This is a genomic window from Marilutibacter spongiae (genome assembly GCF_014145325.1).
Lineage (GTDB): Bacteria > Pseudomonadota > Gammaproteobacteria > Xanthomonadales > Xanthomonadaceae > Marilutibacter > Marilutibacter spongiae.
In genome coordinates this window covers 150,567-175,216 of record NZ_JACHTF010000003.1, presented here as the reverse complement: position 1 = coordinate 175,216, position 24,650 = coordinate 150,567, and the positions used below count along the sequence as shown (strand labels likewise).

General features: G+C 71.5%; 22 protein-coding genes. 10 read left to right on the top strand and 12 right to left on the bottom strand.

Annotation, left to right across the window (positions count from 1 at the left end):
• Window positions 1-108 precede the first annotated feature (108 nt).
• The 3 genes from H4F98_RS04020 (at window position 109) to H4F98_RS04010 (ending at window position 3,558) form a co-directional block, all read left to right on the top strand.
• A complete protein-coding gene (locus tag H4F98_RS04020; protein WP_343064722.1) occupies window positions 109-1,386 on the top strand; it encodes an alkaline phosphatase family protein in 1,278 nt (425 codons plus the stop codon).
• 64 nt (window positions 1,387-1,450) lie between these two features.
• Window positions 1,451-3,007 carry a DNA-3-methyladenine glycosylase 2 family protein gene (locus H4F98_RS04015; protein WP_425487566.1) on the top strand — a complete coding sequence of 519 codons (1,557 nt, stop codon included), beginning with the start codon at window positions 1,451-1,453 and terminating at the stop codon, window positions 3,005-3,007.
• A complete protein-coding gene (locus H4F98_RS04010; RefSeq protein ID WP_182685345.1) occupies window positions 3,004-3,558 on the top strand; it encodes a methylated-DNA--[protein]-cysteine S-methyltransferase in 555 nt (184 codons plus the stop codon). The genes H4F98_RS04015 and H4F98_RS04010 overlap by 4 nt, the downstream gene beginning before the upstream one ends.
• A gap of 21 nt (window positions 3,559-3,579) precedes the next feature.
• On the opposite strand, the gene H4F98_RS04005 is transcribed toward H4F98_RS04010, so the two are convergent.
• From H4F98_RS04005 to H4F98_RS03990, 4 genes are all read right to left on the bottom strand, one after another.
• Window positions 3,580-4,353, bottom strand: a complete 774-nt coding sequence (locus H4F98_RS04005; protein ID WP_182685344.1) for a LytR/AlgR family response regulator transcription factor — start codon at window positions 4,351-4,353, stop codon at window positions 3,580-3,582.
• The gene (locus H4F98_RS04000; protein ID WP_182685343.1) at window positions 4,350-5,609 is read right to left on the bottom strand and encodes a sensor histidine kinase; all 1,260 of its coding nucleotides are present in this window, start codon (window positions 5,607-5,609) and stop codon (window positions 4,350-4,352) included. The genes H4F98_RS04005 and H4F98_RS04000 overlap by 4 nt, the downstream gene beginning before the upstream one ends.
• Before the next feature lie 2 nt (window positions 5,610-5,611).
• On the bottom strand, window positions 5,612-7,309 hold the full coding sequence (locus tag H4F98_RS03995; protein ID WP_220479081.1) for a serine hydrolase: 1,698 nt from the start codon (window positions 7,307-7,309) through the stop codon (window positions 5,612-5,614).
• Between the two features lie 134 nt (window positions 7,310-7,443).
• Entirely contained in the window at window positions 7,444-8,793 is a 1,350-nt protein-coding gene (locus H4F98_RS03990) for a formimidoylglutamate deiminase (RefSeq protein WP_182685341.1), read from the bottom strand.
• A gap of 103 nt (window positions 8,794-8,896) precedes the next feature.
• On the opposite strand from H4F98_RS03990, the gene H4F98_RS03985 reads away from it, so the two are divergent.
• Together H4F98_RS03985 and hutI are read left to right on the top strand one after the other, a co-directional pair.
• Window positions 8,897-10,249, top strand: coding sequence for a chloride channel protein (locus H4F98_RS03985; protein ID WP_182685340.1), 1,353 nt, complete (start codon window positions 8,897-8,899; stop codon window positions 10,247-10,249).
• Window positions 10,246-11,487 (top strand): imidazolonepropionase, encoded by a 1,242-nt coding sequence (gene hutI / locus H4F98_RS03980; protein ID WP_182685339.1) that lies wholly within the window; start codon window positions 10,246-10,248, stop codon window positions 11,485-11,487. The genes H4F98_RS03985 and hutI overlap by 4 nt, the downstream gene beginning before the upstream one ends.
• A 959-nt stretch (window positions 11,488-12,446) precedes the next feature.
• Here the strand turns inward: hutI and H4F98_RS03975 are convergent.
• Entirely contained in the window at window positions 12,447-12,635 is a 189-nt protein-coding gene (locus tag H4F98_RS03975; RefSeq protein ID WP_141517330.1) for a 30S ribosomal protein THX, read from the bottom strand.
• Between the two features lie 142 nt (window positions 12,636-12,777).
• On the bottom strand, window positions 12,778-13,191 hold the full coding sequence (locus tag H4F98_RS03970) for a MerC domain-containing protein (protein ID WP_182685338.1): 414 nt from the start codon (window positions 13,189-13,191) through the stop codon (window positions 12,778-12,780).
• 97 nt (window positions 13,192-13,288) lie between these two features.
• Here H4F98_RS03970 and H4F98_RS03965 point away from each other — a divergent pair, with 97 nt between their 5' ends.
• The 3 genes from H4F98_RS03965 (at window position 13,289) to H4F98_RS03955 (ending at window position 16,693) form a co-directional block, all read left to right on the top strand.
• On the top strand, window positions 13,289-15,466 hold the full coding sequence (locus H4F98_RS03965) for a TonB-dependent receptor (protein WP_246372833.1): 2,178 nt from the start codon (window positions 13,289-13,291) through the stop codon (window positions 15,464-15,466).
• 12 nt (window positions 15,467-15,478) lie between these two features.
• Entirely contained in the window at window positions 15,479-15,985 is a 507-nt protein-coding gene (locus H4F98_RS03960; protein ID WP_182685336.1) for a DUF2938 domain-containing protein, read from the top strand.
• 87 nt (window positions 15,986-16,072) lie between these two features.
• Entirely contained in the window at window positions 16,073-16,693 is a 621-nt protein-coding gene (locus H4F98_RS03955) for a hypothetical protein (protein ID WP_182685335.1), read from the top strand.
• A 34-nt stretch (window positions 16,694-16,727) separates the two neighbouring features.
• On the opposite strand, the gene H4F98_RS03950 is transcribed toward H4F98_RS03955, so the two are convergent.
• The gene (locus H4F98_RS03950) at window positions 16,728-17,225 is read right to left on the bottom strand and encodes a transcriptional repressor (RefSeq protein ID WP_182685334.1); all 498 of its coding nucleotides are present in this window, start codon (window positions 17,223-17,225) and stop codon (window positions 16,728-16,730) included.
• A 120-nt stretch (window positions 17,226-17,345) separates the two neighbouring features.
• On the opposite strand from H4F98_RS03950, the gene H4F98_RS03945 reads away from it, so the two are divergent.
• Window positions 17,346-18,413, top strand: coding sequence for a linear amide C-N hydrolase (locus H4F98_RS03945; RefSeq protein ID WP_182685333.1), 1,068 nt, complete (start codon window positions 17,346-17,348; stop codon window positions 18,411-18,413).
• A gap of 21 nt (window positions 18,414-18,434) precedes the next feature.
• Here the strand turns inward: H4F98_RS03945 and gltX are convergent, their stop codons facing one another.
• Complete coding sequence (gene gltX, locus H4F98_RS03940) at window positions 18,435-19,832, bottom strand: glutamate--tRNA ligase (RefSeq protein WP_182685465.1); 1,398 nt, start codon at window positions 19,830-19,832, stop codon at window positions 18,435-18,437.
• Between the two features lie 110 nt (window positions 19,833-19,942).
• Here gltX and lpxH point away from each other — a divergent pair, with 110 nt between their 5' ends.
• Window positions 19,943-20,683, top strand: coding sequence for a UDP-2,3-diacylglucosamine diphosphatase (gene lpxH / locus H4F98_RS03935; protein ID WP_182685332.1), 741 nt, complete (start codon window positions 19,943-19,945; stop codon window positions 20,681-20,683).
• A 30-nt stretch (window positions 20,684-20,713) separates the two neighbouring features.
• Here lpxH and H4F98_RS03930 read toward each other — a convergent pair whose 3' ends face one another.
• Genes H4F98_RS03930 through H4F98_RS03915 form a run of 4 tightly spaced genes read right to left on the bottom strand, consistent with a single transcriptional unit; the run spans window position 20,714 to window position 24,618 of the window.
• Window positions 20,714-21,517, bottom strand: a complete 804-nt coding sequence (locus tag H4F98_RS03930) for a ferritin-like domain-containing protein (protein WP_182685331.1) — start codon at window positions 21,515-21,517, stop codon at window positions 20,714-20,716.
• 32 nt (window positions 21,518-21,549) lie between these two features.
• Window positions 21,550-23,019 carry an amidophosphoribosyltransferase gene (gene purF, locus H4F98_RS03925; RefSeq protein ID WP_182685330.1) on the bottom strand — a complete coding sequence of 490 codons (1,470 nt, stop codon included), beginning with the start codon at window positions 23,017-23,019 and terminating at the stop codon, window positions 21,550-21,552.
• Between the two features lie 2 nt (window positions 23,020-23,021).
• On the bottom strand, window positions 23,022-23,645 hold the full coding sequence (locus H4F98_RS03920) for a CvpA family protein (RefSeq protein ID WP_182685329.1): 624 nt from the start codon (window positions 23,643-23,645) through the stop codon (window positions 23,022-23,024).
• Window positions 23,646-23,688: 43 nt separating this feature from the next.
• A complete protein-coding gene (locus H4F98_RS03915) occupies window positions 23,689-24,618 on the bottom strand; it encodes an SPOR domain-containing protein (RefSeq protein WP_182685328.1) in 930 nt (309 codons plus the stop codon).
• Window positions 24,619-24,650 lie beyond the last annotated feature (32 nt).

The window sequence follows — 24,650 nt, the reverse complement described above, 5'->3', positions numbered from 1 at the left end:
ACTATCGCCGGACGCAGCCGCCGCTGCCCAGCGCCCAAAGTCATGCCCGCCGTCGACGCCCCGAAACATGGGCCCGGTACTATCGGGGGCATGCGATCCAAGAATCACGTGCCCCCAGCCCTCCGTTCCCCCGCCCTCTGCGCCCTCCTGCTCCTCGCCGCCTGCGCCACCGGCGGCAGGACCGCGCGCGTGCCGATGGCCCCGGCACCGGATACCCCGCCGGTGCTGCTGGTATCGATCGACGGCTTCCGCGCCGACTACCTCGCGCGGGGCATCACCCCGAACCTGCAGCGCATCGCCGAGGGGGGCGTGCGCGCGGAATGGATGACGCCGTCCTATCCCTCGCTGACCTTCCCCAACCACTACACCCTGGTCACCGGCCTGCGCCCCGACCACCACGGCATCGTCCACAACACCATGGCCGATCCGGAACTGGGCGGGTTCATGCTCAGCAACCGCGACGCCGTGGGCGATGGCCGCTGGTGGGCGGGCGAACCGATCTGGGTCGGCGCGGCCCGGGCCGGCCTGCCGAGCGCGACCCTGTTCTGGCCGGGCAGCGAAGCCGCCGTGCAGGGTGTCCGCCCGGACCGCTGGAAACCCTTCGATCCGTCGATGCCCTTCCCCGAACGGGTAACGACGGTGCTGGGCTGGCTGGCCGAGGATCCGGCCACGCGCCCCCGCGTGGCGACGCTGTACTTCGAGCGCGTCGACAAGGCCGGGCACGAGCACGGCCCCGACTCGCCAGAAGCGACCGCGGCCATCCGCGAAGCCGACGACGCGATCGGCCTGCTGCTCGACGGCCTGCGGGCGCGCGGCCTGGACGACGCCGTCAACCTGGTCGTCGTGTCCGACCATGGCATGGCCCCGGTGGGCCCGGGCCACGCGGTCGCAGTGGAATCCATGGTGTCCGCGCGCGACGGGCGGGTCGTCTCCTATGGCCAGTCGGTCGGCATCGAACCCATGCAGGGACGCGACGCCTTCGCCGAACGCCGCCTGCTCGGTCGCCACGACCACTACGAATGCTGGCGCAAGCAGGACCTGCCGCGCACCTGGGCATACGGCGAAAACCGGCGCGTGCCCGCGATCGTGTGCCAGATGGACGAAGGCTGGGACGCCTTGCCGGAGGAGATGCTCGCACGCCGCGACCCCGGCGCCACCCGCGGCTCGCATGGCTTCGACCCGGCGCTGCCCTCGATGCGCGCGCTGTTCCTGGCCCGGGGGCCTTCCTTCCGCGAGGGCGTCGTGTTGCCGGCCTTCGACAACGTCGACGTGTACCCGCTTCTGGCACGCCTGGTCGGCATCGCGCCGGCCCCCAACGATGGCGACATCACCCCGCTGCTGCCGGCCCTGGCGCCGCCGCCGACCACAGCCGCCGGCGGCGACTGAACCGGTTGGCATTGATGTCCGGAAACGGCGAGTCCCGGGCCGGGGGCGGTGCTAGCCTGCATCCATGGCCTCTCCCGCCCCCTCGCCGTCCACCCCGATGCCGTCCACGCCCGAGGGCCTGCCCACGCGGCAGGTCTGCGAACAGGCCCGCCTGAGCCGGGACGCGCGCTTCGATGGCCTGTTCTTCACCGCCGTCGCCACCACCGGCATCTATTGCCGGCCGGTGTGTCCGGCGCCGCCCCCCAAGCCCGGCAACATCACCTATTACCCGAACGCCGCCGCCGCCGAAGCCGCCGGTTACCGGCCATGCCTGCGCTGCCGGCCGGAACTCGCGCCCGGCGACGGCGCCTGGCGCCGAGGCGACGCCGCGGTGGCCCGCGCGATCAAGCTGATCCACGAAGGCCTGCTCGCCGAAGCGCCGGTCGCTGCGCTGGCCGAACGCGTGAACCTGGGCGAGCGCCAGTTGCGGCGCCTGTTCGTCGAGCGCCTCGGGGCCTCGCCGCAGGGGGTCCACGGGACCCGGCGCCTGTTGTTCGCCAAGCAGTTGCTGACCGAGACCGACCTGTCGATCACCGACATCGCGATGGCCGCCGGCTTCGGCAGCCTGCGCCGCTTCAACACCAGCTTCAAGGACGCCTACCGGATGGCGCCGCGCGAGTTGCGACGGCGACCGGCGGCGTCGCGCGGCGAGACCCTGGTCCTCCGCCTGGGCTACCGCCCGCCCTACGACCTGCCCGCGATGCTCGACTTCCTGCGCGGCCGGGCCCTGCCTGGCGTGGAGGTGGTGACCGGCGCCAGCTACCGCCGGGTGATCGCCCCGGCCCTGCCCGACGGTCGCCCGGGATGGCTTCGCGTCGGCGCCTGGAACGGGGACGAGCCGGCCCTCAAGCTCGAACTCCATGGCGTGCCGCCACTGCAGTTGCAGGCGGTGGTGGGCCGCATCCGGCGCATGTTCGACCTCGACGCCGACCCCGGCGTCATCGCCGCGACCCTGGAGGCCGATGCCCGCCTGCGCCCCCTGCTGCGCCGCCACCCCGGCCTGCGCCTGCCCAGCGGCTGGGACGGCTTCGAGATCGCGGTACGCGCGATCATCGGCCAGCAGATCAGCGTGGCGGCGGCGCGCACGGTGACCAGCCGCATCGCACAGCGCTTCGGCACCCCGGTCGCGACGCCACTGGCGGAAGGCCTGGAGCACCTGTTCCCGACGCCAGCCGCCCTTGCCGATGCGGACCTGGACGGCATCGGCCTGACCGCCGCGCGCGCGGGCACGCTGCGGACGGTCGCGCGCGCCCTTCTCGACGGCCAGGTCGACTTCCGGCCGGAACAGACCCTGCAGGAATTCGTCGAGCGCTGGACGGCGCTCCCCGGCATCGGGCCATGGACGGCGCATTACGTGGCGCTGCGCGCCCTCGCCCACCCGGACGCCTTCCCGGCCGACGACCTGGTCCTGCAGAAGATGCTGCCGGGCGACGGCAGCCGCATGGGCGCGCGGGCGCTGGCCGCCGAAGCCGACGCATGGCGTCCCTGGCGCGCCTACGCTGTCATCCACCTGTGGCGACAGGCCAGCGAACAGGCCACGCCACCCCCAGCGCCGGTCGCCCGGCGGAGGACATCCCCATGAACGCGCAACACGCACTCGCCGGCGCGCCGATCCACGCTCCGGTGTTCCATCGCCTGCACGAAAGCCCGGTCGGTCCGCTGCGCCTGGCGGCATCGGACGCCGGGGTGCATGCCGTCGAGTTCCACGCCCAGCGCCACCCGGTCCCGGGCCAGGCCGGCTGGCAGGCCGGCGACCACCCGCTGCTCGACGTCCTGGCCACCCAGCTCGATGAGTACTTCGAGGGGCGTCGCGTGCAGTTCGACCTGCCGCTGGCGCCGCGCGGCACCGACTTCCAGCGCACCGTCTGGCATGCCCTGGCGACGATTCCCTTCGGCCAGACGGTCAGTTACGCCCAGCTCGCCACCCGGATCGGCAAGCCCGCGGCGATGCGGGCGGTCGGCGCCGCCAATGGCCGCAACCCGATCCCGATCGTGCTGCCCTGCCATCGGGTCATCGGCGCCGACGGCAGCCTCACCGGCTTCGGCGGCGGCCTGCCGACGAAGCGCTTCCTGCTCGAACTCGAAGGCGCGCTGCCGGCGGAAGCGGCACCGTCCGACCTGTTCGGCGCCTGAGGCGACGACGCCACCCCCACGCTACATGCCGCGGAAGCGGTGAAGGAAGCCGGCACTGACCGGTAGCGCCTCGTCGCGCCCGCGCAGCGACAGTCGCCACTTGCCGAGCTCGTCCTTGCGCACGCGGTCGATCGCCGCGACCCGCACCACGATGCCGCGGTGGACCTGCCAGAACACATCCGGGTCGAGCCCGGCCAGCAGTTCCTTCAACGGCGTGCGGATCACCGCTTCGCCGTCGTCGGTGAGCACGCGCACGTACTTGTCCTGCGCCTGTAGCAACAGCACCTCGTCGATGCCGATCATGCGCACGCTGTCGCCGACGCTGGCGCTGATCCAGCGGATGCGTTGCGCACCCTGTGGTCGCAGGCGGGCCTCGAGCTCGTCGACGCGCGCCTGGAGGTCCCCGGACACGGGACGCGCGAGCGCTTCGCGGACGCGCTTGATGGCCTGCGCCAGGCGCTGCGGTGCGACCGGCTTGAGCAGGTAGTCGACCGCGCCTGCCTCGAAGGCGCGGATGGCGTACTCGTCGTAGGCCGTGGTGAAGACCACCCGGCCGCCCGCGGCCACCACCGCGCGCGCCACGTCGAGGCCGCCGACGCCGGGCATGCGGATGTCCAGGAACGCCACGTCGGGGCGCAGCGCGGCGACCGCCTGCAATGCCTCCACGCCGTCCTCGCAGGCGACGATCTCGCCCGCCCCCGGCCAGGCCTCGGCCAGCATCGCCAGCAGCGCGGCGCGCTGCGGCGCCTCGTCCTCGGCCACCATCACGATGGGGCATTGCCCGCGTGCGGTCATTGGCGCGTCGCCTCCGCGGACCGGGCGCCCGCCTCCAGCGGCAGGTCGAGCTCGGCGATGCAGCCGCCGCCGCTGCCGTTGCGCAACGCCAGCGAGGCATGCCGGCCGTAGCGCGCGCGCAGTTGTTCGCGCACGTTCTCCAGCCCCACGCCGCCGCCGACGCCGGGCTGCAGGCCCGCGCCGTCGTCCTCCACGCGCACGCGCAGTCGCGTGCCTTCGATGGATGCCACGATGCGTATCGCACCGGGGCCGCGCGTCGGCTCGATGCCATGCTTGACCGCGTTCTCCACCAACGTGATCAGCAGCAGGGGCGGGAAGGCATGGTCGCGCAATGCGTCGTCGGCCTCGATCGCGAAACCCAGGCGCTCGCCCATGCGCAGCCGCATCACGTCCAGGTAGCGTTCGCACAGGTCGAGCTGGACGCCGAGGGTCGACAGCGCGCCGTCCTCGCCGGGCCGCAGCCGGGGGATGCTCGCGCGCAGGTAGTCGACCAGTGCGTCGAGGGTGCGCTCGGCCTTGTCCGCGTCCTGCCGCACCAGGGCGCGCACCGAGGCGAGCGTGTTGAACAGGAAGTGGGGCTCCACCTGCGCCTGCAGGGCGCCCAGGCGCAGGTCGCTGTCGCGCTTGGCCTGTTGCAGCCGCGCCATGTCCCGGCGCTGGCGGTCCTCGCGCCAGCGCCGCTGCTCGCTGAAGTAGGCGCGCAGCGCGAGCCCGCCGCCGAACATGCCGTAGATCGCCACGAGCATCAGCAGGTTCAGGCTGATCGCGAAGTGCCGCTCCGCGCCCGACACCGCCCCGACCTTCGGGAGCGGCTGGCCGGCCGCGCGCATCGCGTCGCCGACGACGGCCTGGACGTAACTGGAAGCCCACTGGTCGACGAAGAAGCTGACGACGATGCCGGCCAGAACGGCCAGCACCACCGCGCGGCGCTCGCGCGTGGCCGGCCAGCGGCGATAGCGCACCCACGTCGCCAGGACCGGGCCGGCAGTCGCCATCAGGCCGAAGGCGACGAACAGGTGCAGGCCCGACAACAGCCCGACGCCGTAGTCGCGCGTCGCGAAACCGACGCCGAATGCGGTCAACAGCGCATAGGCGCCGATCAGGCCGCCGAACAACACGCTGCGTCCGCGCAACCACGGCAGGCTGAAGACCGGGTACTGGCGGTAGCGCCCCCAGACCGTGTTGCCGCCGACCAGCACGTCCGGCGGCAATGGACGGCCCAGTGCGTAGGCGTCGCCCGCCTCCTGCCCGGCCATGCTCACTGCTTCCCGCCGCGCAGGACGTTGCCGCCCTGATGGAGGGCCAGTCCGCTCACCCGCCCCTGCGCGTCGCGCTCGAAGCGGATCTCGATGCCGAACGCACGGGCGGTGAAGACGTCCTTGCCCGCCGATGAAAGCTCGAACGCGCCCTGGCCGCTCGCCTGCGCCTGCAGCACGCCGTCGCGCACGCTGACCGTCAGCAGCATGTCAGTGGGCGCCAGCGGATAACGCCCCGCGTACTCGGCCAGCGCCCCGGCCGACGGCGCCTTCGATGCCGGCTGCGTGGGCGCGGAGGCGTCCACGCGCCGGGCAGGCATCACGGCGCCGCCCTGGTGCCAATTGAACGCGTGGTGGCCATCGGCCGTTCGCGTCGGCGAGAGCAAGGCGTCGAAGGCCAGTGGATAGAAGTCGCCTGCGCTGTCATGGCCCATCTCGAACGCCGGTTGGCCGGGGGCCTGCACCTCCAGCCCGTCGCCACGACGGCGCAGGGTCAGCGCGGGCCCGCCTTCGAGCTGCCAGTCGCCCACCAGCGCGTCGACCAGGGCGGCCGGCGCCGGCGTGGCGGTGCGGGGCCCCGGCAACGGCCGCGCCTCGTCGACCAGGTGCAGGCCCAGCCCGCCCAGCCCACCGAGCGCGGTGAGCGCGGTATCGGACAACACGACCACGCCGCGACCGCGCGCCGGGTCCAGCGCGATCAGCGAAGAGAAGCCGCCGGTGCCTCCCTCGTGCGCAAGCACGTCGCGGCCGTCGACCTGCATGCGCATCCAGTTCATCGCGATGGGTCGCCCGGACGCGGTTTCGATCGGTTGCCGGGTCAGTGCCATCGCCGAGGCCAGCGGCTCGGGCGCCGCGCCCAGGCCCGCCTCGGCGTAGCGGATCATGTCGTCGAGGGTCGCGCGCACGCCGCCGACGCCGGCCAGCGCATCGTCGAAGTGCCAGGCCGGCACCGCCTGGCCATTGGGCATGTGGCCCTGCGCCTCGACCACGCCCGCGGGCCGATGCGCGACGTGGGCGCCCTCCATCCCCAGCGGTGTGAACAGGCGATCGTCGAGCAGGGCTTCCAGCCCGGTACCGGCACGGCGGGCGACCGCGTACGACAGCAGCATGGAGGCGTAGTTGGAGTAGGCGAACTTCGAACCCGGCGCCTGCGCCAGGCTCACGCGGCCCAGGGCCTGCAGCAGGTCGTCCGGCCGCATCGCCGCATAGGGGTCGCCGGCATCGGCGACCGGGATCGGCGGCAGTACCGGCAGGCCACTGGTGTGGGTCACCAGATGGCGCAGCAGGATCGGCTGTCCCTCGAAATCCGGCACCGGCGTGCCTTCCGGCAGGTAGGCCGACAGCGGGTCGTCCAGGCGCGCCTTGCCGTCCAGGACCAGGCCCGCGAGCAGGGTGGCGGTCATGGTCTTGCTGATCGAACCGATCTCGAAGGCGCTGTCGGGGCCGATGCGGGCGGCGTCGCCTTCGGCGCACCCATAGGCACGGCGCACGCGCGGCGATGGGTCCGGCGCGCCCTCCGGGGCCATGTCGACCACGCCGACGGCCATGCAGGCACCGCTGCGATCGCCGCGCAGGCGCGCGTCGAGGGTGGACTGCAGGCCGGCATCCGGGGCGGCGGCGGGCGGCGGCGCCGCGCAGGCACTGCCGAACAGCACGGCGGCGGCCAGCAACGGAAGGGCGAGGACGGGGCGTGGACGCATGGGCATGGTCGGGTCTCCTTTCTGGACGGCACCAGCCTGCCCGTCCCTGCGCGCGCGCGCCCGTGCGTGCGACGAAACGCACGCTGCGGGCGACGAGGCGCGTGCTGGCGGCGCGAACATCCCGCCGCGCCCGCTCAGTCCTGCATCAGCGACGCCAGGGCGTCGCGATAGCGCTGGGCGATGGCGCCGCGGTCGCGGTGCTGCCCGCCCTCGACCACGCGACGACCGCCGACGAACACCTCGTCGACGAGGTTGCGGTTGCCGCTGAACAGCCAGCGGTCGACCACGTCGCCATCGTGCGCGCCCAGCATCTGCGGCGCGCGCATGTCGAGTACCAGCGCATCGGCGCAATCGCCCTCGCGCAGTACGCCGATGCGGTGGCCCGAGGAGGACGCGGCGCTCGCGCCCGCGCCGGCGAGCAGGGTCTCGCCGACACTGGGCGTGTCGGCGCCGACCGCGATGTTGCGCCGGCGCGTCGCCAGGCGCTGGCCGTATTCCAGCCACCGCAGTTCCTCGACCGGCGACACCGAGATGTGCGAGTCCGAGCCGATCCCCCACGCCCCGCCCGCGTCGAGGAAGTCGCGCAGCGGGAACAGGCCGTCGCCGAGATTGGCCTCGGTGGTCGGGCACAGGGCCACGGTGGCGCCGCTGCGGGCGATGCCCGCGACTTCCCCTGCGTCCAGGTGGGTGGCATGGACCAGGGTCCAGCGGCGGTCCACCGCGGCGTTGTCGAGCAGCCACGCCACCGGGCGCGCGCCGCGGGCCTCGACGCACGCCTCGACCTCGGCGACCTGCTCGGCGATGTGGATGTGCACCGGCATGGCCGGCGGCAGTGCGTCGAGGACGGTGGCCATCGCGTCGGGCGGCACCGCGCGCAGGCTGTGCAGCGCGCAGCCCACGTGCAGCATGTCGTTGGCGTCCTCGCAGAGGCGATCGACCAGCGCGAGGTAGTCGTCGACCGCATGCCCGAAGCGCTGCTGTCGCGCGTCCAGGGCGCGGCCATCGAAGCCGCCGCTCATGTAGAGCACCGGCAGCAGGGTCAGGCGGATCCCGGTGTCGCGCGCCGCCGCCACCAGTGCCTGCGACATCGCCGAGGGGTCGCGGTAGGCGCCGCAGCCGGGCGTGTGGTGCAGGTAGTGGAACTCGCATGCGCTGGTGTAACCGCTCTCCAGCATCTCGGCGTAGAGCTGCGCGGCGACGGCATAGAGAGTGTCGGGCGAGAAGCGCGTGGCGAAGCGGTACATGGTCTCGCGCCAGGTCCAGAACGAATCGGCCGGGTCGGTCTGGCGCTCGGCCATGCCGGCCATCGCGCGCTGGAACGCGTGCGAATGCAGGTTGGCGATGCCAGGCACCAGCCGGCGCGTCGTGTCGCGTCCGTCGACCACGCCGGCGACATGGCCGTGCGCGTCCAGTTGCACCCGCCGCGCGGGCTGCCAGCCGGCGGGGGTCCAGAGCGATCCATCGGGTAGCGCGCGTGTGCTCATCTCGATCCTCGTGGCGGGCCCGGCCCGCATCCACGGGCCATGTGCGCCATTGTCGCGCGGACGCGCCGGGCTGGCGACCACGGCCATCGACTACAATGGCGGAATGACCCCAAGCGTTCCTCCTTCGCCAGACCCGGACGAATCGGGTCCGGCCCAGCTCTGGTCACGCGAGGCCTGGAAGCGCCGCATCGCGCTGTGGGGCGGAGCGGTCGCGGTGGCACTGGCCGCGATCGTGTTCGCCAAGATCGGCGATGCCGCATATCGAAGCTTCCTCGGCATCACCGCCCATTCGCCCTGGTGGGCATTGCTGCTGACGCCGCTGTCGTTCGCGATCCTGGCCTGGGCCACGCGCGGAAAGCTCGCGCCCACGCGCGGCAGCGGCATCCCCCAGGTGATCGCGTCCCTGCAGGTCGCGCGCGACGATTTCCGTGCCGCCCAGCTCTCGCTTTGGGTGTCGCTGTGCAAGATGGGCTTCACCATCCTGGCCCTGTTCGGCGGCGCGTCGGTCGGGCGCGAAGGGCCGACCGTGCACGTGGGCGCCGGCATCATGCATGCGATCGGTCGTCGCCTCGGCTACAGCGATCCCTACCAGGCCTCGCGCTTCCTGCTCGCCGGTGGCGCCGCCGGCATCGCCGCGGCCTTCAACACGCCCCTGGCCGGCGTGGTGTTCGCGATCGAGGAGCTGAGCGGCGCGTTCGAGCAGCGTTTCTCCGGCACCCTGCTGACCGCGGTGATCGTCGGCGGCGTCGTGTCCATGGGCCTGCTGGGCGACTACGCCTACTTCGGCCACATCGCCGCGCGCATCCCGCTCGGCGAAGGCTGGCTGGCGATCCTCGCCTGCGGCGTGGTCTGCGGCGTACTCGGCGGCCTGTTCGCGCGCATCGTGGTCGCGGCCGCCGACGGGCGACCGCGCTGGCTGGGTCGCCTGCGCGGCGCGCACCCGGTGCTGTTCGCGACCGCCTGCGGACTGTCGCTCGCCCTGCTCGGCATCGCACTGGGCGGCACGGTGTTCGGCACCGGCTACGAGCAGGCGCACGCGCTGTTGCTGCGCAGCGATGCGCCCGGCGCCGAGTTCGGCATCGCCAAGTTCCTCGCCAACCTGGTGTCCTACGTCGCCGGCATCCCGGGCGGCCTGTTCTCGCCGGCCCTGGCGGTGGGCGCGGGACTGGGCGACAACCTGTCGCACCTGTTCCCGGGCGTGGACCCCTCGGCCGTCGTCCTGCTGGGCATGTGCGCCTACCTCGCCGGCGTGACCCAGGCCCCGCTGACCTCGGCGGTGATCTCGATCGAACTGACCGACAACCATGCGTTGATGCTGCCGATCCTGGCGACCGTGCTGCTGGCCCGCGCCTGCTCCAACCTGTGCTGCCCCACCCCGATCTACAAGGCGCTGGCCCAGCGCCTGGTGCCACGGCTCACGCCACCACCGCCGCCTTCGCCTCCCCCACCGCCATGACCGACCGCGACGATCCAATCCGACAGCCCCGATGGGACGGCCTGGTGCTCGGCGCCTCGCTCGCCACGCTGGATGCCACGCGCGGCTATGGCGAAGTGCCCGACGGGGCGCTGGCCTGGAAAGATGGCGTGCTGGCATACGCCGGTCCGCGCCACGAACTGCCCGACGATCCCGCGTCGCTGGCCGACGAGGTCATCGAGACCGATGGCTGGATCACCCCCGGCCTGGTCGACTGCCATACCCACCTCGTCTTCGCCGGCGATCGCGCGCGCGAGTTCGAGATGCGCCTGCAGGGCGCGAGTTACCAGGACATCGCGCGCTCCGGCGGCGGCATCCTGTCGAGCGTGCGCGCAGTGCGCGCCATCGACGAGGACGGCCTGCTGCGCGAGTCGCTCCCGCGCGCGCGCGCGCTGGTGGCCGACGGCGCGACGACGCTGGAAATCAAGTCCGGCTATGGCCTGGATTTCGAGAACGAGCGCAAGATGCTGCGCGTCGCCCGACGCCTGGGCGAACTGGCCGGCATCGAGGTACGCACCACCTACCTCGCCGCGCATGCCTTGCCACCGGAATTCGCCGACCGCCCGGACGACTACATCGATGCCGTCGTCGACTGGATGTCACGGCTGCATGCCGAGGGCCTGGTCGATGCCGTCGACGCCTTCTGCGAAGGCATCGGCTTTTCCCCGGCGCAGACGCGACGCGTGTTCGAGGCCGCCCGCGCGCTCGGCCTGCCGGTCAAGCTGCATGCCGACCAGTTGAGCGACCTCGGCGGCGCCGGCCTGGTCGCCGAGTTCGCCGGCCTGTCGGCCGACCACGTGGAATACAGCAGCGAGGCCAGCGTGCGGGCGATGGCGGCCTCCGGCGTGGTCGCGGTGCTGCTGCCGGGCGCCTTCCACGTCCTGCGTGAAACCCGCCTGCCGCCGCTGGAGGCCTTCCGCGCGCATGGGGTGGCAATGGCCGTCGCCACCGACTGCAATCCCGGCACGGCGCCATTGATGTCGGTGCGCCAGGCCATGCAGCTGGCCTGCACCCATTTCCGCCTCACCCCCGAGGAGAGCCTGCGCGGCGCGACCGTCAACGCGGCCCATGCGCTGGGGCTGCACGACCGCGGCGTGCTGCGGTCCGGCGCCCGGGCGGACTTCACTTTGTGGGACATCCGCCATCCTTCCGAGCTGTGCTACTGGCTGGGTGGCCGCCTGGCCCGCGCGACCTACGCCGGCGGGCGACGGATCGCCTGAGCGATCGCGGCCCGGGCGACCCCAGGCCGGGCACGCCGGCCAAGGAAAAGGAACACGCCCACAGGGCGGAAGCCATTGATCTTGCCTTGGCTTCCGATCCAACGTCGTAGGATGGGTAGCGCGAAGCAAAACCCATCATTCGTCGTGCATGCGAGCACGCCACGGCGGGTATCGCCTTCGGCTCGACCCATCCTGCGGCGACGCCGCAGCCGATCCCCGTCCGGCAACCCACACGAACCGTCATCCCAGCGAACGCTGGGATCCAGCTTTTGGCTGGGCTGGGCAGATTTCCCCCCGGGCCAGCGCAGCACGCTGGGATCCAGCCTCGGACTTACCGGGCCCCGGGTGCGCTTCGCTTACCCGGGCTACGCGGCGTGTTGCCGTTGCCGTTGCTTTAGGTCTTGATCTCGCGACTTTGAGGCCGTCGAGCACCGCAGGCCGTGGCGGCCGGAGAGGCGCCCTTGTCTGAGCGCAGCGAGTTTGGGCGCCGTGCCGCCGCGGCCGAGGCGCACAGGGGACCGGTGCGGCGAAGCCGGACCGGCGGCCGATGGAGCCGGCGGTTTTGGTTCCTTTTGACAAGACAAAAGGAACCCGCCCAAAGTGCGGAAGCCTTTGACCTTTCCTTGGGTTCCGGTCGAGCACCGGAGGATGGGCAGCGCGAAGCAAAACCCATCGTGCGTCATGCGTACGGCTGCGTGACGGTGGGTTTCGCCTTCGGCTCTACCCACCCTGCGAACGGTATCGCCTCTCCCATGGGCCGTCATGCTGGAAGTCCCGGCCGCGTGGCACGAGGGACATCCCGATCCTGAGTGCGATGCCTTGGCCGGATCGATGGCCCGCTGGCAAACACGGCACCCGGGATTTCGCGACCTGACATGTGCGCCCCGGACCTGGATGAAGAACCAAGAAAAAGCCCCGCATGAGCGGGGCTTTCCGGTACCACGGATGGCGCGGGGCGCTCACTCCTTGGTGGCAGCCTTCTTCGCCACGACCTTCTTGGCCGGCGCCTTGGTCGCCTTGGTGGCCTTCTTGGCGACAGGCGCGGAAGCCGCACCGGTGGCCTTGGTCACCGCCGTGTGCGAACGGGCGTTGCCGTAGCTGGAGTTGTAGCGCTTGCCCTTGGCGGTCTTGCGGTCGCCCTTACCCATGTTCTTGCTCCTGGAACTGTAGAAAAGAATCTATCGAAACCCATGCCGCGCGGGCGGACGGGTGGACACTCGGTCACGTCGCGAGGTCGCGAATTCTACCATGCACGAGACCCGCGCCCGCCAAGCCTACCCGCCGGGCGGCTCAATGCGAGCAGGTGGCGTCGTGGACGTGGCCGTGGTTCAGGCGCAGGTTGGACAGGTGCGCGAGGCCGACCAGGGTGCCGCCGAAGGTCATCGCCACCGCATGCGGCAACACGCTCTCGTGCAGGGGGCCGTAGAGCACCCCGATCCACAGCACCAGCAGGCCCGGCACCAGCAGCGACAACGCCCGCACGGCCCGGTGCCGGCGGTAGCCCCATACCAGGGTGAACAGGCCCAGGCAGGTGGCGAATACCACGAAGGCAAGCTCGAAACCGTCGTCGAACCAGCCCGACACGCCCAGGCTGGGCAGGGTCGCGATCAGCAGGGGCAACAGCGCGCAGTGGGCGGCGCAGACCAGGGAGCCGAAGGCACCCAGGCGGTCGAGCAGGCGGTGGCGGGGGGATGGGGGCGACATGGCCATGACGAATGGGAGGGGCTGGACACTGGATTGTTATAATATAACATTCCGTAACTTCCTGCTGCCACTTTAGCCGATCCCCATTCCGATGCCCATGCCCAACACCGCTCCGTTCAGCCGCCGGCACCGCCGCCTCCCACTCGTCGTCGCGCTCGCCCTGGCCTTGCCGCTGGCCCATGCCGAGGAACCCGCGCCCACGCATGAGCACGACGCGGTCGACCTGGATTCGGTCCAGGTCCGGGCCAGCCCACTGGCATCCACCGCGGAAGAACTCACCCGCCCGGTGGAAGTGCTTGCCGGCGAGCGCCTGGACGCGTCCAAGGCCAACTCCCTGGGCGAGACCGTGTCGCGCCTGCCAGGCGTGCAGTCGTCTTATTTCGGACCGGGTGTCGGCCGCCCCATCGTGCGCGGCTTCGACGGCGCGCGCGTGCAGGTCCTCAACGATGGCCTCGGCGCCGGCGACGTATCGACCGTCAGCGTCGACCACGCCGTCAGCATCGAACCCTTCCTCGCCAACCAGGTCGAAGTGCTGAAGGGCCCGGCCACCCTGCTCTACGGCAGTGGTGCGATCGGCGGCGCGGTGAACGTGGTGGACGGCCGCATCCCCGAGGAAGCCACCTACACGCCGCTGGAAGGCCGCGCCGAACTGCGCGGGGGCACGGTCAACGACGAGCGCACCGGCATGGCCCGCCTGGACGGGACATCGTCGGACGGCCACCTGGTCTTCCATTTCGACGCCCTGCATCGCGAGACCGGGGACTACGACATCCCGGGCCATGCCGAAAGCGAAGACGCGCACGAGGCCGAGCCCGGCCATGACGAGGAAGGCGCCAGCGGCACCCTGCCCAACAGCGCCCTGCGCACCGATGCCGCGGCGCTGGGCGTGTCGTGGGTGGGCGAACGCGGATTCGTCGGCCTTGGCTACAGCCTGTTCAACAGCCGCTACGGCGTGCCCGGCCACTCGCACGGCGAGGAAGACGACCACGACCATGGCCACGACGACGATGCCCACGAGGAAGAAGGCCCGGTCAGCATCGTGATGGACCAGCGCCGTGGCGAACTGCGGGGCGGCCTCCAGGATGTCGGCCCCTTCGCGTCGATGCGCGTCAAGCTGGCACGCACCGAGTACACGCACACCGAGTACGAAGGCGAAGAGGTCGGCACGGTGTTCGACAACGACAGCACCGAGGCCCGCATCGAGCTGACGCATCGCCCGCTGCTCGGCTGGGATGGTGCGATCGGCCTGCAGTGGGCCGACCGCGACTTCCGCGCGATCGGCGACGAGGCCTTCGTGCCGGCATCGGCCACGCGCGACACCGGTATCTTCTGGATCGGCCGGCGTGAGGCCGGTCCGCTCAAGTTCGAGGTCGGCGCGCGCCACGACCGCAACCGGATCGACGTCGACGAGGCCCGCGCCATCGGACCGGACCGCACGTTCGATGCCACCAGCCTGTCCGCCTCGATGCGCTGGAACATCAACCCCGACCTGCACCTGTCGATCGGCCTCGACCATGCGCAGCGCACGCCGGTGGCGGAGGAGCTGTACTCCAACGGCCTGCACGTGGCGACGGGCAGCGTCGAACTGGGCGACCCGGACCTCCACGAGGAGACCGCGAACCGCGCCGAGCTGGGGCTTCACTGGCACCACGGTCCCTTCAAGCTGGGCGCCTCGATCTACCACGTGCGCTACGACGACTTCATCTACCTCGCCGAGACCGGCGTGGATGACGGTGGGCCCGTGCGCGCCTGGACCCAGGACGACGCCCGCTTCAACGGCGCCGAGGCCGAGGCCAGCTGGGCCTTCGCCGAGAATGCCAGCGGGCGCTGGGACGTGCGCGTGTTCGGCGACATCGTCGATGCCGAGCTGACCGGCAGCGGCACCCGCGACATCGACATCGCCGTGCCGCATGGCGACCACGACCACGACTACACCGTCTCGCTGGCCCGCAGCGGCAACCTGCCGCGCATCGCCCCGGCCCGCCTGGGCGGCGAGCTGCGCTGGGAGCGCGACGCCTGGCGCGCATCGCTGGGCGCGATCCGCTACGCCGAGCAGGACGACGTCGCCCAGGGCGAGTCGCCGACGCCGGGCTACACCCTGGTCGACGCGCACCTGGCCTGGCACCTGGACACCGCGGCCGGCGGCGCGTGGGAGGTCTTCCTGGACGGCAGCAACCTGCTCGACGAGGAAGCACGCGTGCACACCTCGTTCCTGAAGGACCTCGCGCCGCTGCCGGGACGTGGCGTGGCCTTCGGCGTGCGCGCGTTCTTCTGAGGCCGGCGCCGCATGGACGAGGCCGCCATCGTACTGCTCCAGGCCGTCGTCGCCGGCATCGTGGCGACGGCCCTGCTCGACCTGTGGACGGCGGCCCTGCGTCGCCTTGCCAGCGTACCGTCGCTGGACTGGGCGCTGGCCGGGCGCTGGATCGGGCACATGCGCCATGGACGATTCGCCCATGACGCCATCGCGCGCGCGACGCCGGTCCGCGGCGAACGCATGCTGGGCTGGGGCCTGCATTACGCCACGGGCATCGCGTTCGCGGGCGTGCTGCTGGCCGTCATGGGCCCCGCGTGGCGGCAGGCACCGACGCTGCTGCCCTGCGTGGCGATGGGCCTGGCGACCGTTGTCGTGCCCTTCGTGTTGATGCAGCCGGCGTTGGGCCTGGGCATTGCGGCATCGCGTACGCCGTCGCCGGGGCGCGCCCGCATGCGCAGCCTGTCGACGCATGGCGTGTTCGGGCTGGGCCTGTATGCCGGCGCATGGACCGCGAGCGCGCTCGCCGGCGGGAGCTGAAGCGCCCGGGCAACGCAAACGGATCGCTAACACCTCGCAGGCGTCGCCGCGGCAGAATCCCGCACGGACTCACGCCAAGGTGCATGGATGCCCGCGACCCCACGTTTCCGCCACGCCCCGGACGAACGCGCATGGATCGCGCTGGGTGTATTGCTGCTGCATGCCTGGGCGGTGTCGTGGCTACTGTCGGCCAGGCACGCGTTGCCCCGCCCCGAGGCCCTCGGCGAGGACGTCACGCAGGTGCATTTCATCCGTCCGGCGCCGGCACCCGTGGCCCGCGACCCCGCCACGCCCGTGCCGGTCCATGGCGATGCGCCGCGCCCGTCGGGGCAGGTCCCCCTCGTCCCGCCCACGGCTTCGACGCCGGCGCCGGGTGAAAGCGGCCTGGCCGTCGTCGAGCTACCTCGAACGCCGCCCTCCACGTTGAGCCTGCCCGACGACTACGTGCCGATCGACTTCCAGGCGGACAACGGCGTCGCGCGGCGGGCGACGATCCTCGATCCCGGGACCACGCGCTTCGCCGACGACTGGGCCACCGACGGCGATCTCGTCGAGAAGCTCAAGGAAGACCATGTCGCGGTGCGGGTCGCACTGGGCCTGTTCGGCGGGCGCGATACCTGCACGCGGGAGGCGATCCGCCAGCGCCGGGCCGACTGCGTCGGCGCGGACTTCCAGCCGGAGCTGCACGAGGCCGTTCAGGGCTACTGACAACCGACCAGCGATGCCCCCGGGTGGCGGGAACTCAGCCCCGCGCGGCGTCCGCCGCGCAATCGGCGCAGACGCCATGGACCTCGAGGGTCTGCGCCTGCGGCACGAAGCCCAGCGCGCGGGCGCGCCGGTCGAGCGAAGCGACGATGTCCTCGTCCTCCAGCTCCGTCGCCGACTGGCACTGGTCGCAGATCAGGAACGGCACCGCGTGCGCCTCGGCGCCGGGATGGTGGCAGCCGACGAAGGCGTTGATCGACGCCAGCTTGTGGATGAAGCCGTGCTCGAGCAGGAAGTCCAGCGCGCGGTAGATCGTCGGCGGCGCCGCGGCGTCGTGCGTGGCCTTCATCTGGTCGAGCAGGTCGTAGGCCTTCATCGGCCGTCCGGCGTCGGCGATCAGCTGCAGCGCGTGCGCGCGGATCGGCGTCAGCCGCAATCCGCGCCGCTCGCACTGGAGCTCCACCTCGCGCACGAAGCCGGCGGCGTCGTGGACGTGGTGCTTGGGATCGGTGCAGGCATGCGGGGACGTGGCCATGTCCCCATGATGGTGCCCGGGGCATGCTGATTCAACCGTCACGCGGCGGGTCTAGAGTGGGCCATCGATGCATCGCATGCATTCCGCCGGTCCCTCCAGCGCTCGCCCGAGGCAATCCGTATGTCGTCCCTCCCGCGCCCACCATCGCTCGTGCTGGCCCTCGTGCTGGCGCTCGGCATCCTCCTGTCGCCCGCGTCCTCGACGGCCTGCACGCGCCTGGTCTACATGGGCGCGGATGGACGGGTGATCACCGCGCGCTCGATGGACTGGAGCAGCGACATCACCACCCATTTGTGGATGTTCCCGCGCGGCATGGCGCGCAGCGGCCAGGCGGGACCGGGTTCGCTCGCCTGGCGGTCGAAGTACGGCAGCGTCATCGCGTCGGGCTACGACATCTCCACCACCGACGGCCTCAACGAAGCCGGCCTGCACGCGGCCGTGCTGTGGCTGGTGGAGTCCGAATATCCGCGGCCGGACGGCCGCAAGCCCGGTCTGGCGATCTCTCTGTGGGCCCAGTGGGTGCTGGACAACTTCGCGACGGTCGCCGAAGCGGTCGACGCGATGTCGCGCGAGCCGTTCATCCTGGTCACCGACAACGTCCCGGGCCAGGCGCGCCTGGCCACGCTCCACCTGGCGATCTCCGACGCCAGTGGCGACAGCGCGATCGTCGAGTACATCGGCGGGCGCCAGGTCATCCACCATGGGCGCCAGTACCAGGTCATGACGAACTCGCCGACCTTCGACGAGCAACTCGCGCTCAATGCCTACTGGAAACAGATCGGTGGAACGGTGATGTTGCCGGGTACCAACCGCGCCTCCGACCGCTTCGCTCGCGCTGCGTTCTACGTCGAGGCGATCCCGAAGTCGGAAGATCCGGTGGAGGCCGTCGCCAGCGTGTTCAGCGTGATCCGGAACGTCTCGGTGCCCTACGGCATCAGCACCCCGGGCCAGCCCAATATCTCCTCCACCCGCTGGCGAACCGTGGCCGACCACAAGCTACGACGCTACTTCTTCGAGTCGGCGCTGACGCCAAACACGTTCTGGGTCGACCTGGACGCGGTCGACTTCTCCGAAACCAGCGGCACCGTGCGCAAGCTCGACCTCGGCCCCAACCAGACGCGCACCTATTCGGGGCGGGCCAACGACGACTTCGTGGAAACGCCGCCGTTTGAATTCCTGGGCCTTTGACCCGCTGCGGAACGCCCCCGCTCAGGCAATGCGCGCGAGCGCCGCGTCGATCCTCGCCAGCGCCTCGTCGCGACCGGCCAGGTAGACGGTGTGGGAGATGTCCGGGCTCACCTGGGTACCGGTGATCGCGACGCGCATCGGCTGGGCGACCTTGCCCATGCCGAGTTCGAGCGCCGTCGCGGTCTCCTGCAGGGCTTCGGCGACGGCGTCGACGTTCCAGTCGGCGAGGGCCGCCAGGCGCTCGCGCGCCCCGGCCAGCGGCGCCCGTGCCTTGTCGGTCAGGTGCTTGGCGACGGCCGCGTCGTCGTAGGTCTCCAGCGGCACGAACCAGACGCGTGCGCGCTCGGCCATGTCCTTCAGCGTCTGCACGCGGTCGCGCAGGGCCACCACGATGTCGGCCGGCGCGGGACCGCGCGCGAGGTCGTAGCCCTGGTCGAGCAGGTGCCACTCCAGGTGCCGGCCCACCGCCGCCGGATCGTCGGTCTTGAGGTACTGCTGGTTGAGCCAGCCGAGCTTGGCCGGATCCAGGCGCGAAGCCTTGGCGTTGACGTCCTTGAGGTCGAACAGGCGCGTCATCTCCTCGATCGAGAAGATCTCCTGGTCGCCGTGCGACCAGCCCAGCCGCACGAGGTAATTGAGCAGTGCGTGCGGCAGGTAGCCCGCGTCGCGGTACTGCATGACGTCGGCCGCGCCGGTGCGCTTGGAAAGCTTGGCGCCCTCCGGGTCGAGGATCATCGGCAGGTGGGCGAAGTGCGGCACCTCCGCGCCCAGGGCCCGGTAGATGTTGATCTGGCGCGGGGTGTTGTTGACGTGGTCGTCGCCACGGACGACATCGGTGATGCCCATGTCGAGGTCGTCGACCACCACCGCGAAGTTGTAGGTGGGGAAGCCGTCGGAACGGAAGATCACCAGGTCGTCGAGCTCCTCGTTGCTGATCTCGATGCGGCCCTTCACCTTGTCGTCCCAGGCGACCGTCCCGTCCAGCGGATTCTTGAACCGGATCACCCGGTTCGGGTCCTCGCGCAAGGGTTCGCCGCGGTCGCGATAAGCGCCGTCGTAGCGCGGCTTGCCGCCGGCGGCCATGGCCGCCTCGCGCATGGCCTCCAGCTCTTCCTTGGTCTCGTAGGCGTAATACGCGGTGCCGTCGGCGACCATCTTCTCGGCGACTTCGCGATACCGCGCCAGGCGCTGGGTCTGGTAGAACGGGCCTTCGTCGTAGTCCAGGCCCAGCCAGGCCATCGACGCGAGGATGGCATCCATCGCCGCCTGCGTGCTGCGTTCCTGGTCGGTGTCCTCCACCCGCAGGATGAACGCGCCGCCGCGTCGACGCGCCTCCAGCCAGCAGTACAGCGCGGTGCGCGCGCCGCCGATGTGCAGGTAGCCGGTGGGACTGGGGGCGAAGCGGGTGCGGCAGCTCATGCGGGACTCGGTCATGCGGGCGGATCGCGCATTTTACCGGAAGGGGCGGCCTGCATGCCGCGCCCGCTCGGCCGAGTGGCGGCGAGCACGCGGTCCCCTACAATTCCCCCATGGCCACCCTCTTCATCTCCGACCTGCACCTGGATCCCGAGCGCCCGCGCATCACCGAGCTGTTCGTGCGCTTCCTGCGCGGCGAGGCGCGCGGCGCGGACGCGCTGTACATCCTCGGCGACCTGTTCGAGGCCTGGGTCGGCGACGACGATCCGTCCGAGGTCGGCGCCACCGTCGCGCGCGAGGTCCGCGCCCTGGTCGAATCGGGCGTGCCGGTGTTCTTCATGCACGGCAACCGCGATTTCCTGCTCGGCACCGACTACGCCATGCGGGCGGGCATGACCCTGCTGCCCGACCCGGCCGTCGTCATGCTCCACGGCCGCCCGGTGCTGTTGTCGCACGGCGACCAGCTGTGCACCGACGATGCCGCCTACCAGCAGTTCCGCACCCAGGTGCGCGACCCCCGCTGGCAGGCGCAGTTCCTCGCGCAACCGCTGCCCGCCCGCCTGGCGTTCGCCCGGCAGGCGCGCGAAGCCAGCGCCCGCCACCAGTCGGGCCTGAAGGACGAAGGGACGATGGAATCGATCACCGACGTGGCGCCCGCCACCGTCGCCGACACGCTGAGCCGCTATGGCATCGGGACCCTGGTGCACGGCCACACGCACCGCCCCGCCGTGCACGCGCTCGAACTCGATGGCGCGCGCGCCGAGCGCATCGTGCTCGGGGACTGGTACGAACAGGGTTCGGTCCTGCGCGTCGCCGACGACGGACACGCACTGCAGGCGCTGCCACTGGCCTGAGGCACCTCGCGGCGCCTGCCCGCGCCACGCTCACTCCATGGCCTGGGACAGGGCCTGGAGTTCCTCCTCGCTGAAGCCCGCGGCGCTGCGCGCGGGCAGGTTGAAGGGTCCGTGCAGGACCGCGCGCGCGTACTCGACCAGCAGTTCGCGGAACCTCGGCGCCGGTTCGACGCCGGCGCGCTCGCAATACCAGTTGAACCAGCGCGAGCCCGCCGCGACGTGCGCCACCTCCTCGCGGAGGATCACCTCCAGGATATCGGCGGTGGCGTCGTCGCCCAGCGCGCGCAGCTTGACGATCATGCCCGGCGTGACGTCGAGACCACGGGCTTCCAGCACGCGCGGCACCAGCGCCATCCGCGAGAGACCATCGTGGGCGGTTTTCTCGGCCATTTCCCACAAGCCGTTGTGCGCGTCGAAATCGCCGTAGTCGTGGCCGAGTTCGCGCAGCCGCACCTGCAACATGCGGAAATGCCGCGCCTCGTCGTCGGCGACGGCGACCCAGTCGGCATAGAAGTCGTCGGGCAGGCCACGGAAGCGGTAGACCGCGTCCCAGGCCAGGTCGATGGCGTTGAACTCGATGTGCGCGATCGCGTGGATGAACGCCGCGCGCCCCTCGTCCGAGCCCAGGCCGCGACGCGGCAACCCGCGCGGGTGCACCAGGCGCGGTCGCGCGGGGCGACCGGGCATGCGGATCGGCGCCGGCGGCGGCGCGTCGGCCGGGATCCCGAGACGGCCGCGCCGGAAGGCCGCCGCCGCGTCGGCGGTGGCGGCGAGCTTGGCCCCGGGCGAATCGGCCTGCAGGCAGTCGCGCGCCGCGTCGAAGAGGGATGCCATGCCCGCGGCTGCGCGTCGCCCGGTCCCGCGCCTCAGGAGGCGCGGCGCTGGCGCTTGGCTTCGTCCGAGCGCAGGTGCTTGATGCGCTCGAAGTAGTCTTCCGCGGTGCCGGTGACGTACTCGCCGTTGAAGCACGACGAGTCGAACTGCGCGATCCGCTGCTTGGGACCGGACACGGCTTCCTTCAGGTCCTCCAGGTCCTGGTAGATCAGCCAGTCGCAGCCCAGGATCGACTCGACCTCCTTCTCGTCGCGGTTGTAGGCGATCAGCTCCTCGCGCGTGGGCATGTCGATGCCGTAGATGTTGGGATGGCGCACCGGCGGCGCGGCCGAGGCCAGGTAGACCTTGCGCGCGCCGGCCTCGCGGGCCATCTGCACGATCTGCTGCGAGGTGGTGCCGCGGACGATGGAGTCGTCGACCAGCAGGACCACGCGGTTGCGGAATTCCAGCGGGATCGGATTGAGCTTGCGGCGCACCGACTTCGCGCGCTCGCCCTGCCCCGGCATGATGAAGGTCCGGCCGACGTAGCGGTTCTTGATGAAGCCCTCGCGGTACTTCACGCCCAGCACGTTGGCGACCTCCAGGGCCGCGTCGCGCGAGGAGTCGGGGATCGGGATCACGGTGTCGATGTCGTGGTCCGGGCGCAGGCGCAGGATCTTCTCGCCGAGCTTCTGGCCCATGCGCATGCGCGCCTTGTGCACCGAGACGTCGTCCATCATCGAGTCCGGCCGGGCGAAGTAGACGTACTCGAAGATGCACGGCGTGTGCGGCCGCGGCTCGGCGCAGGCGCGTTCGTGCAGTTCGCCTTCGCCGGTGATGACGATGCCTTCGCCCGGGCGCACGTCGCGCACGCGCTGGAAGCCGGTCAGGTCGAGCGCGACCGACTCGCTGGCCACGGCGTACTCGTCGCGGCCGTCGCGGGTGCGCTTGCCCAGGACCAGCGGGCGGATGCCATTGGGATCGCGGAACGCGACCAGGCCCAGGCCCAGGACGGCGGCCACGACCGCGTAGCCGCCCTCGCAACGCCGGTGCACGCCTTCGATGGCGGTGAACACGGTCTCCGGCGTGAGGCCCTTGCGCGTGTCCAGCTCGTGCGCGAACACGTTGAGCAGCACTTCGGAGTCGGACTCGGTGTTGACGTTGCGGCGGTCCTCGGCGAAGACCTCGTCGCGCAGGGCCTCGGTGTTGATGAGGTTGCCGTTGTGCGCGAGCACGATGCCGTAGGGCGAGTTGACGTAGAACGGCTGCGCCTCGTCGTGGCCCTCGCTGCCCGCGGTCGGGTAGCGGCAATGGCCGATGCCCAGGTTGCCCTGCAGCAATTGCATCGAGGCCTGGTCGAAGACATCGCGCACCAGGCCGTTGCCCTTGTGCACGCGCAGGCGCGTGCCCTTGGCGGTGGCGATGCCGGCCGCATCCTGGCCCCGGTGCTGGAGGACCGTGAGGCCGTCGTACAACTGCGCTGCGACGTCGTTATGGCCGACGATACCGATAATGCCGCACATCGTTATGGATCCTGGGGTTGTTCATCCGCGGCCGCGGCCGCCGGTGGCAACGGCGCGGGAAGCGCCGTGCCGGGTTCGTTGTCCTGCGCCGCCGGGCCCTGCAGCTCCTGCAATCCCTGCAGGACCGGCGCGACGCCGCTGAAATCGATCTCCTGCGAGGCCCAGTCCGGCAGCCAGGCGCGCAGCCACTGCGCCCCCGGCAGCACCAGCGGCACCAGCCGCGACGCCTGCCATTCCGGCTCCCGCGGCATCGAGGTGAAGCCCAGCAGCAGCACCAGCACGCAGGCGACGAACGCGCCCCGGACGAGGCCGAAGACGAGCCCGAGCGTGCGGTCGAGGCCCGACAGGCCGACCGAGTGCAACAGCTTGCGGACCAGCCAGCCGACCAGGCCGACCACGATCATCACGCCCAGGAAGCACAGCGCGTAGCCGGCGAACAGCTGCCCGGTCCCGGGCGCGGCGCCACCGGCGAGCAGGGTCGCCACGTCGCCGCCGAAGCGGAAGGCCGCCCACCCGCCCAGCAGCCAGGCCGCCAGCGACGCGATGACGCCGACCAGGCCGCGCATCGCGCCGAACAGGGCCGAAATCAGCAGGATCGCCAGCAGGACCCAGTCGATGGCCGTCATGCCCTGCCCGCCTCGCCCGCGCCTGTCCGCTGGATCGATGCCATCAGGGATGCGTTTGCACGATGCCGCTGATGCCCAGGCGCGCGGCCAGCTGCGCCTTGAGCGCCTCGGCCTCGGCGCGGTCGGCGACCGGCCCGACCCGCACGCGGCTCAGGGTGCCCTTGTCGGTATCGACCGATTCGATGAAGGCGCTGAAGCCCGCGGCCCGGGCGCGGTCGCGCAGCTTCGCCGCATCCTCGGCGTGGCTGAAGGCAGCCAGTTGCACCGCGAACCCCACACTGGGGGCAGAAGGCACCGGCTTGGGCGGTTCGGGCTTCTTCGGCGCCGGCGCGGGCGTCGCCGGTGCGGTCGCGACCGGGGTCGCCGGGCTGGGCGCCTGCGGCTCGGGCTCGGGCTTTGCGGCGACCGGCGGCGCGGGTTCCGCGGCGTCGGCATCGAGCACGATCACCCGGACGTCGACCTGCGGATTGACGCCGGCGGCCACCACCCGCGCGGCCTCGGCCTCCTCGCGGGTCGCGTAGGGCCCGATGCGTACGCGGTACAGGGTGCGCTTGTCGGCGCCCTCGATGGTGTCCTGGAAGCCGGGCAGCCCCTTGTCGCCCAGGACCTTGATGACCCGCGCCGCATCCTGGCTGCTGGCGTAGGTGCCGAAGCCCAGCGCGTAGTCGCCACCGGCGGTCGTTGCCGGCAGTGCGCCCTCCGGCGCCTGTGCGGCGGCGTCGCGGGTGTCGACCGTGGGCAACGCGCCATCGGTCGACATGCCCACGGCGCCCCCCTCGGGCGTGGCGCCCGGGGTCACCAGCGGCAGTTCGCGGGTCTCGAACCCGCCCTGGGGCGCGTCGGGCATGTCCAGCGGCAGGTCGGCCACGCCGCTCTCGGGCGCAGGGCCCTTGATGAGCATGGGCAGGAAAATCACGGCGAGCGCGACCAGGACGATCGCACCGATCAAGCGCTGTTTCAGGGCTGGTTCCATGGGTCTCGCAGGCCGAAGGCGTGTCGCGGCGC

Coding starts and splice junctions, on each gene's coding strand:
- H4F98_RS04015 (WP_425487566.1), top strand. CDS start 1,451: ATGGCCTCTCCCGCCCCCTCGCCGTCCACCCCGATGCCGTCCACGCCC.
- H4F98_RS04010 (WP_182685345.1), top strand. CDS start 3,004: ATGAACGCGCAACACGCACTCGCCGGCGCGCCGATCCACGCTCCGGTG.
- H4F98_RS04005 (WP_182685344.1), bottom strand. CDS start 4,353: ATGACCGCACGCGGGCAATGCCCCATCGTGATGGTGGCCGAGGACGAG.
- H4F98_RS04000 (WP_182685343.1), bottom strand. CDS start 5,609: ATGGCCGGGCAGGAGGCGGGCGACGCCTACGCACTGGGCCGTCCATTG.
- H4F98_RS03995 (WP_220479081.1), bottom strand. CDS start 7,309: ATGCGTCCACGCCCCGTCCTCGCCCTTCCGTTGCTGGCCGCCGCCGTG.
- H4F98_RS03990 (WP_182685341.1), bottom strand. CDS start 8,793: ATGAGCACACGCGCGCTACCCGATGGATCGCTCTGGACCCCCGCCGGC.
- H4F98_RS03985 (WP_182685340.1), top strand. CDS start 8,897: ATGACCCCAAGCGTTCCTCCTTCGCCAGACCCGGACGAATCGGGTCCG.
- hutI (WP_182685339.1), top strand. CDS start 10,246: ATGACCGACCGCGACGATCCAATCCGACAGCCCCGATGGGACGGCCTG.
- H4F98_RS03975 (WP_141517330.1), bottom strand. CDS start 12,635: ATGGGTAAGGGCGACCGCAAGACCGCCAAGGGCAAGCGCTACAACTCC.
- H4F98_RS03970 (WP_182685338.1), bottom strand. CDS start 13,191: ATGTCGCCCCCATCCCCCCGCCACCGCCTGCTCGACCGCCTGGGTGCC.
- H4F98_RS03965 (WP_246372833.1), top strand. CDS start 13,289: ATGCCCAACACCGCTCCGTTCAGCCGCCGGCACCGCCGCCTCCCACTC.
- H4F98_RS03960 (WP_182685336.1), top strand. CDS start 15,479: ATGGACGAGGCCGCCATCGTACTGCTCCAGGCCGTCGTCGCCGGCATC.
- H4F98_RS03955 (WP_182685335.1), top strand. CDS start 16,073: ATGCCCGCGACCCCACGTTTCCGCCACGCCCCGGACGAACGCGCATGG.
- H4F98_RS03950 (WP_182685334.1), bottom strand. CDS start 17,225: ATGGCCACGTCCCCGCATGCCTGCACCGATCCCAAGCACCACGTCCAC.
- H4F98_RS03945 (WP_182685333.1), top strand. CDS start 17,346: ATGTCGTCCCTCCCGCGCCCACCATCGCTCGTGCTGGCCCTCGTGCTG.
- gltX (WP_182685465.1), bottom strand. CDS start 19,832: ATGAGCTGCCGCACCCGCTTCGCCCCCAGTCCCACCGGCTACCTGCAC.
- lpxH (WP_182685332.1), top strand. CDS start 19,943: ATGGCCACCCTCTTCATCTCCGACCTGCACCTGGATCCCGAGCGCCCG.
- H4F98_RS03930 (WP_182685331.1), bottom strand. CDS start 21,517: ATGGCATCCCTCTTCGACGCGGCGCGCGACTGCCTGCAGGCCGATTCG.
- purF (WP_182685330.1), bottom strand. CDS start 23,019: ATGTGCGGCATTATCGGTATCGTCGGCCATAACGACGTCGCAGCGCAG.
- H4F98_RS03920 (WP_182685329.1), bottom strand. CDS start 23,645: ATGACGGCCATCGACTGGGTCCTGCTGGCGATCCTGCTGATTTCGGCC.
- H4F98_RS03915 (WP_182685328.1), bottom strand. CDS start 24,618: ATGGAACCAGCCCTGAAACAGCGCTTGATCGGTGCGATCGTCCTGGTC.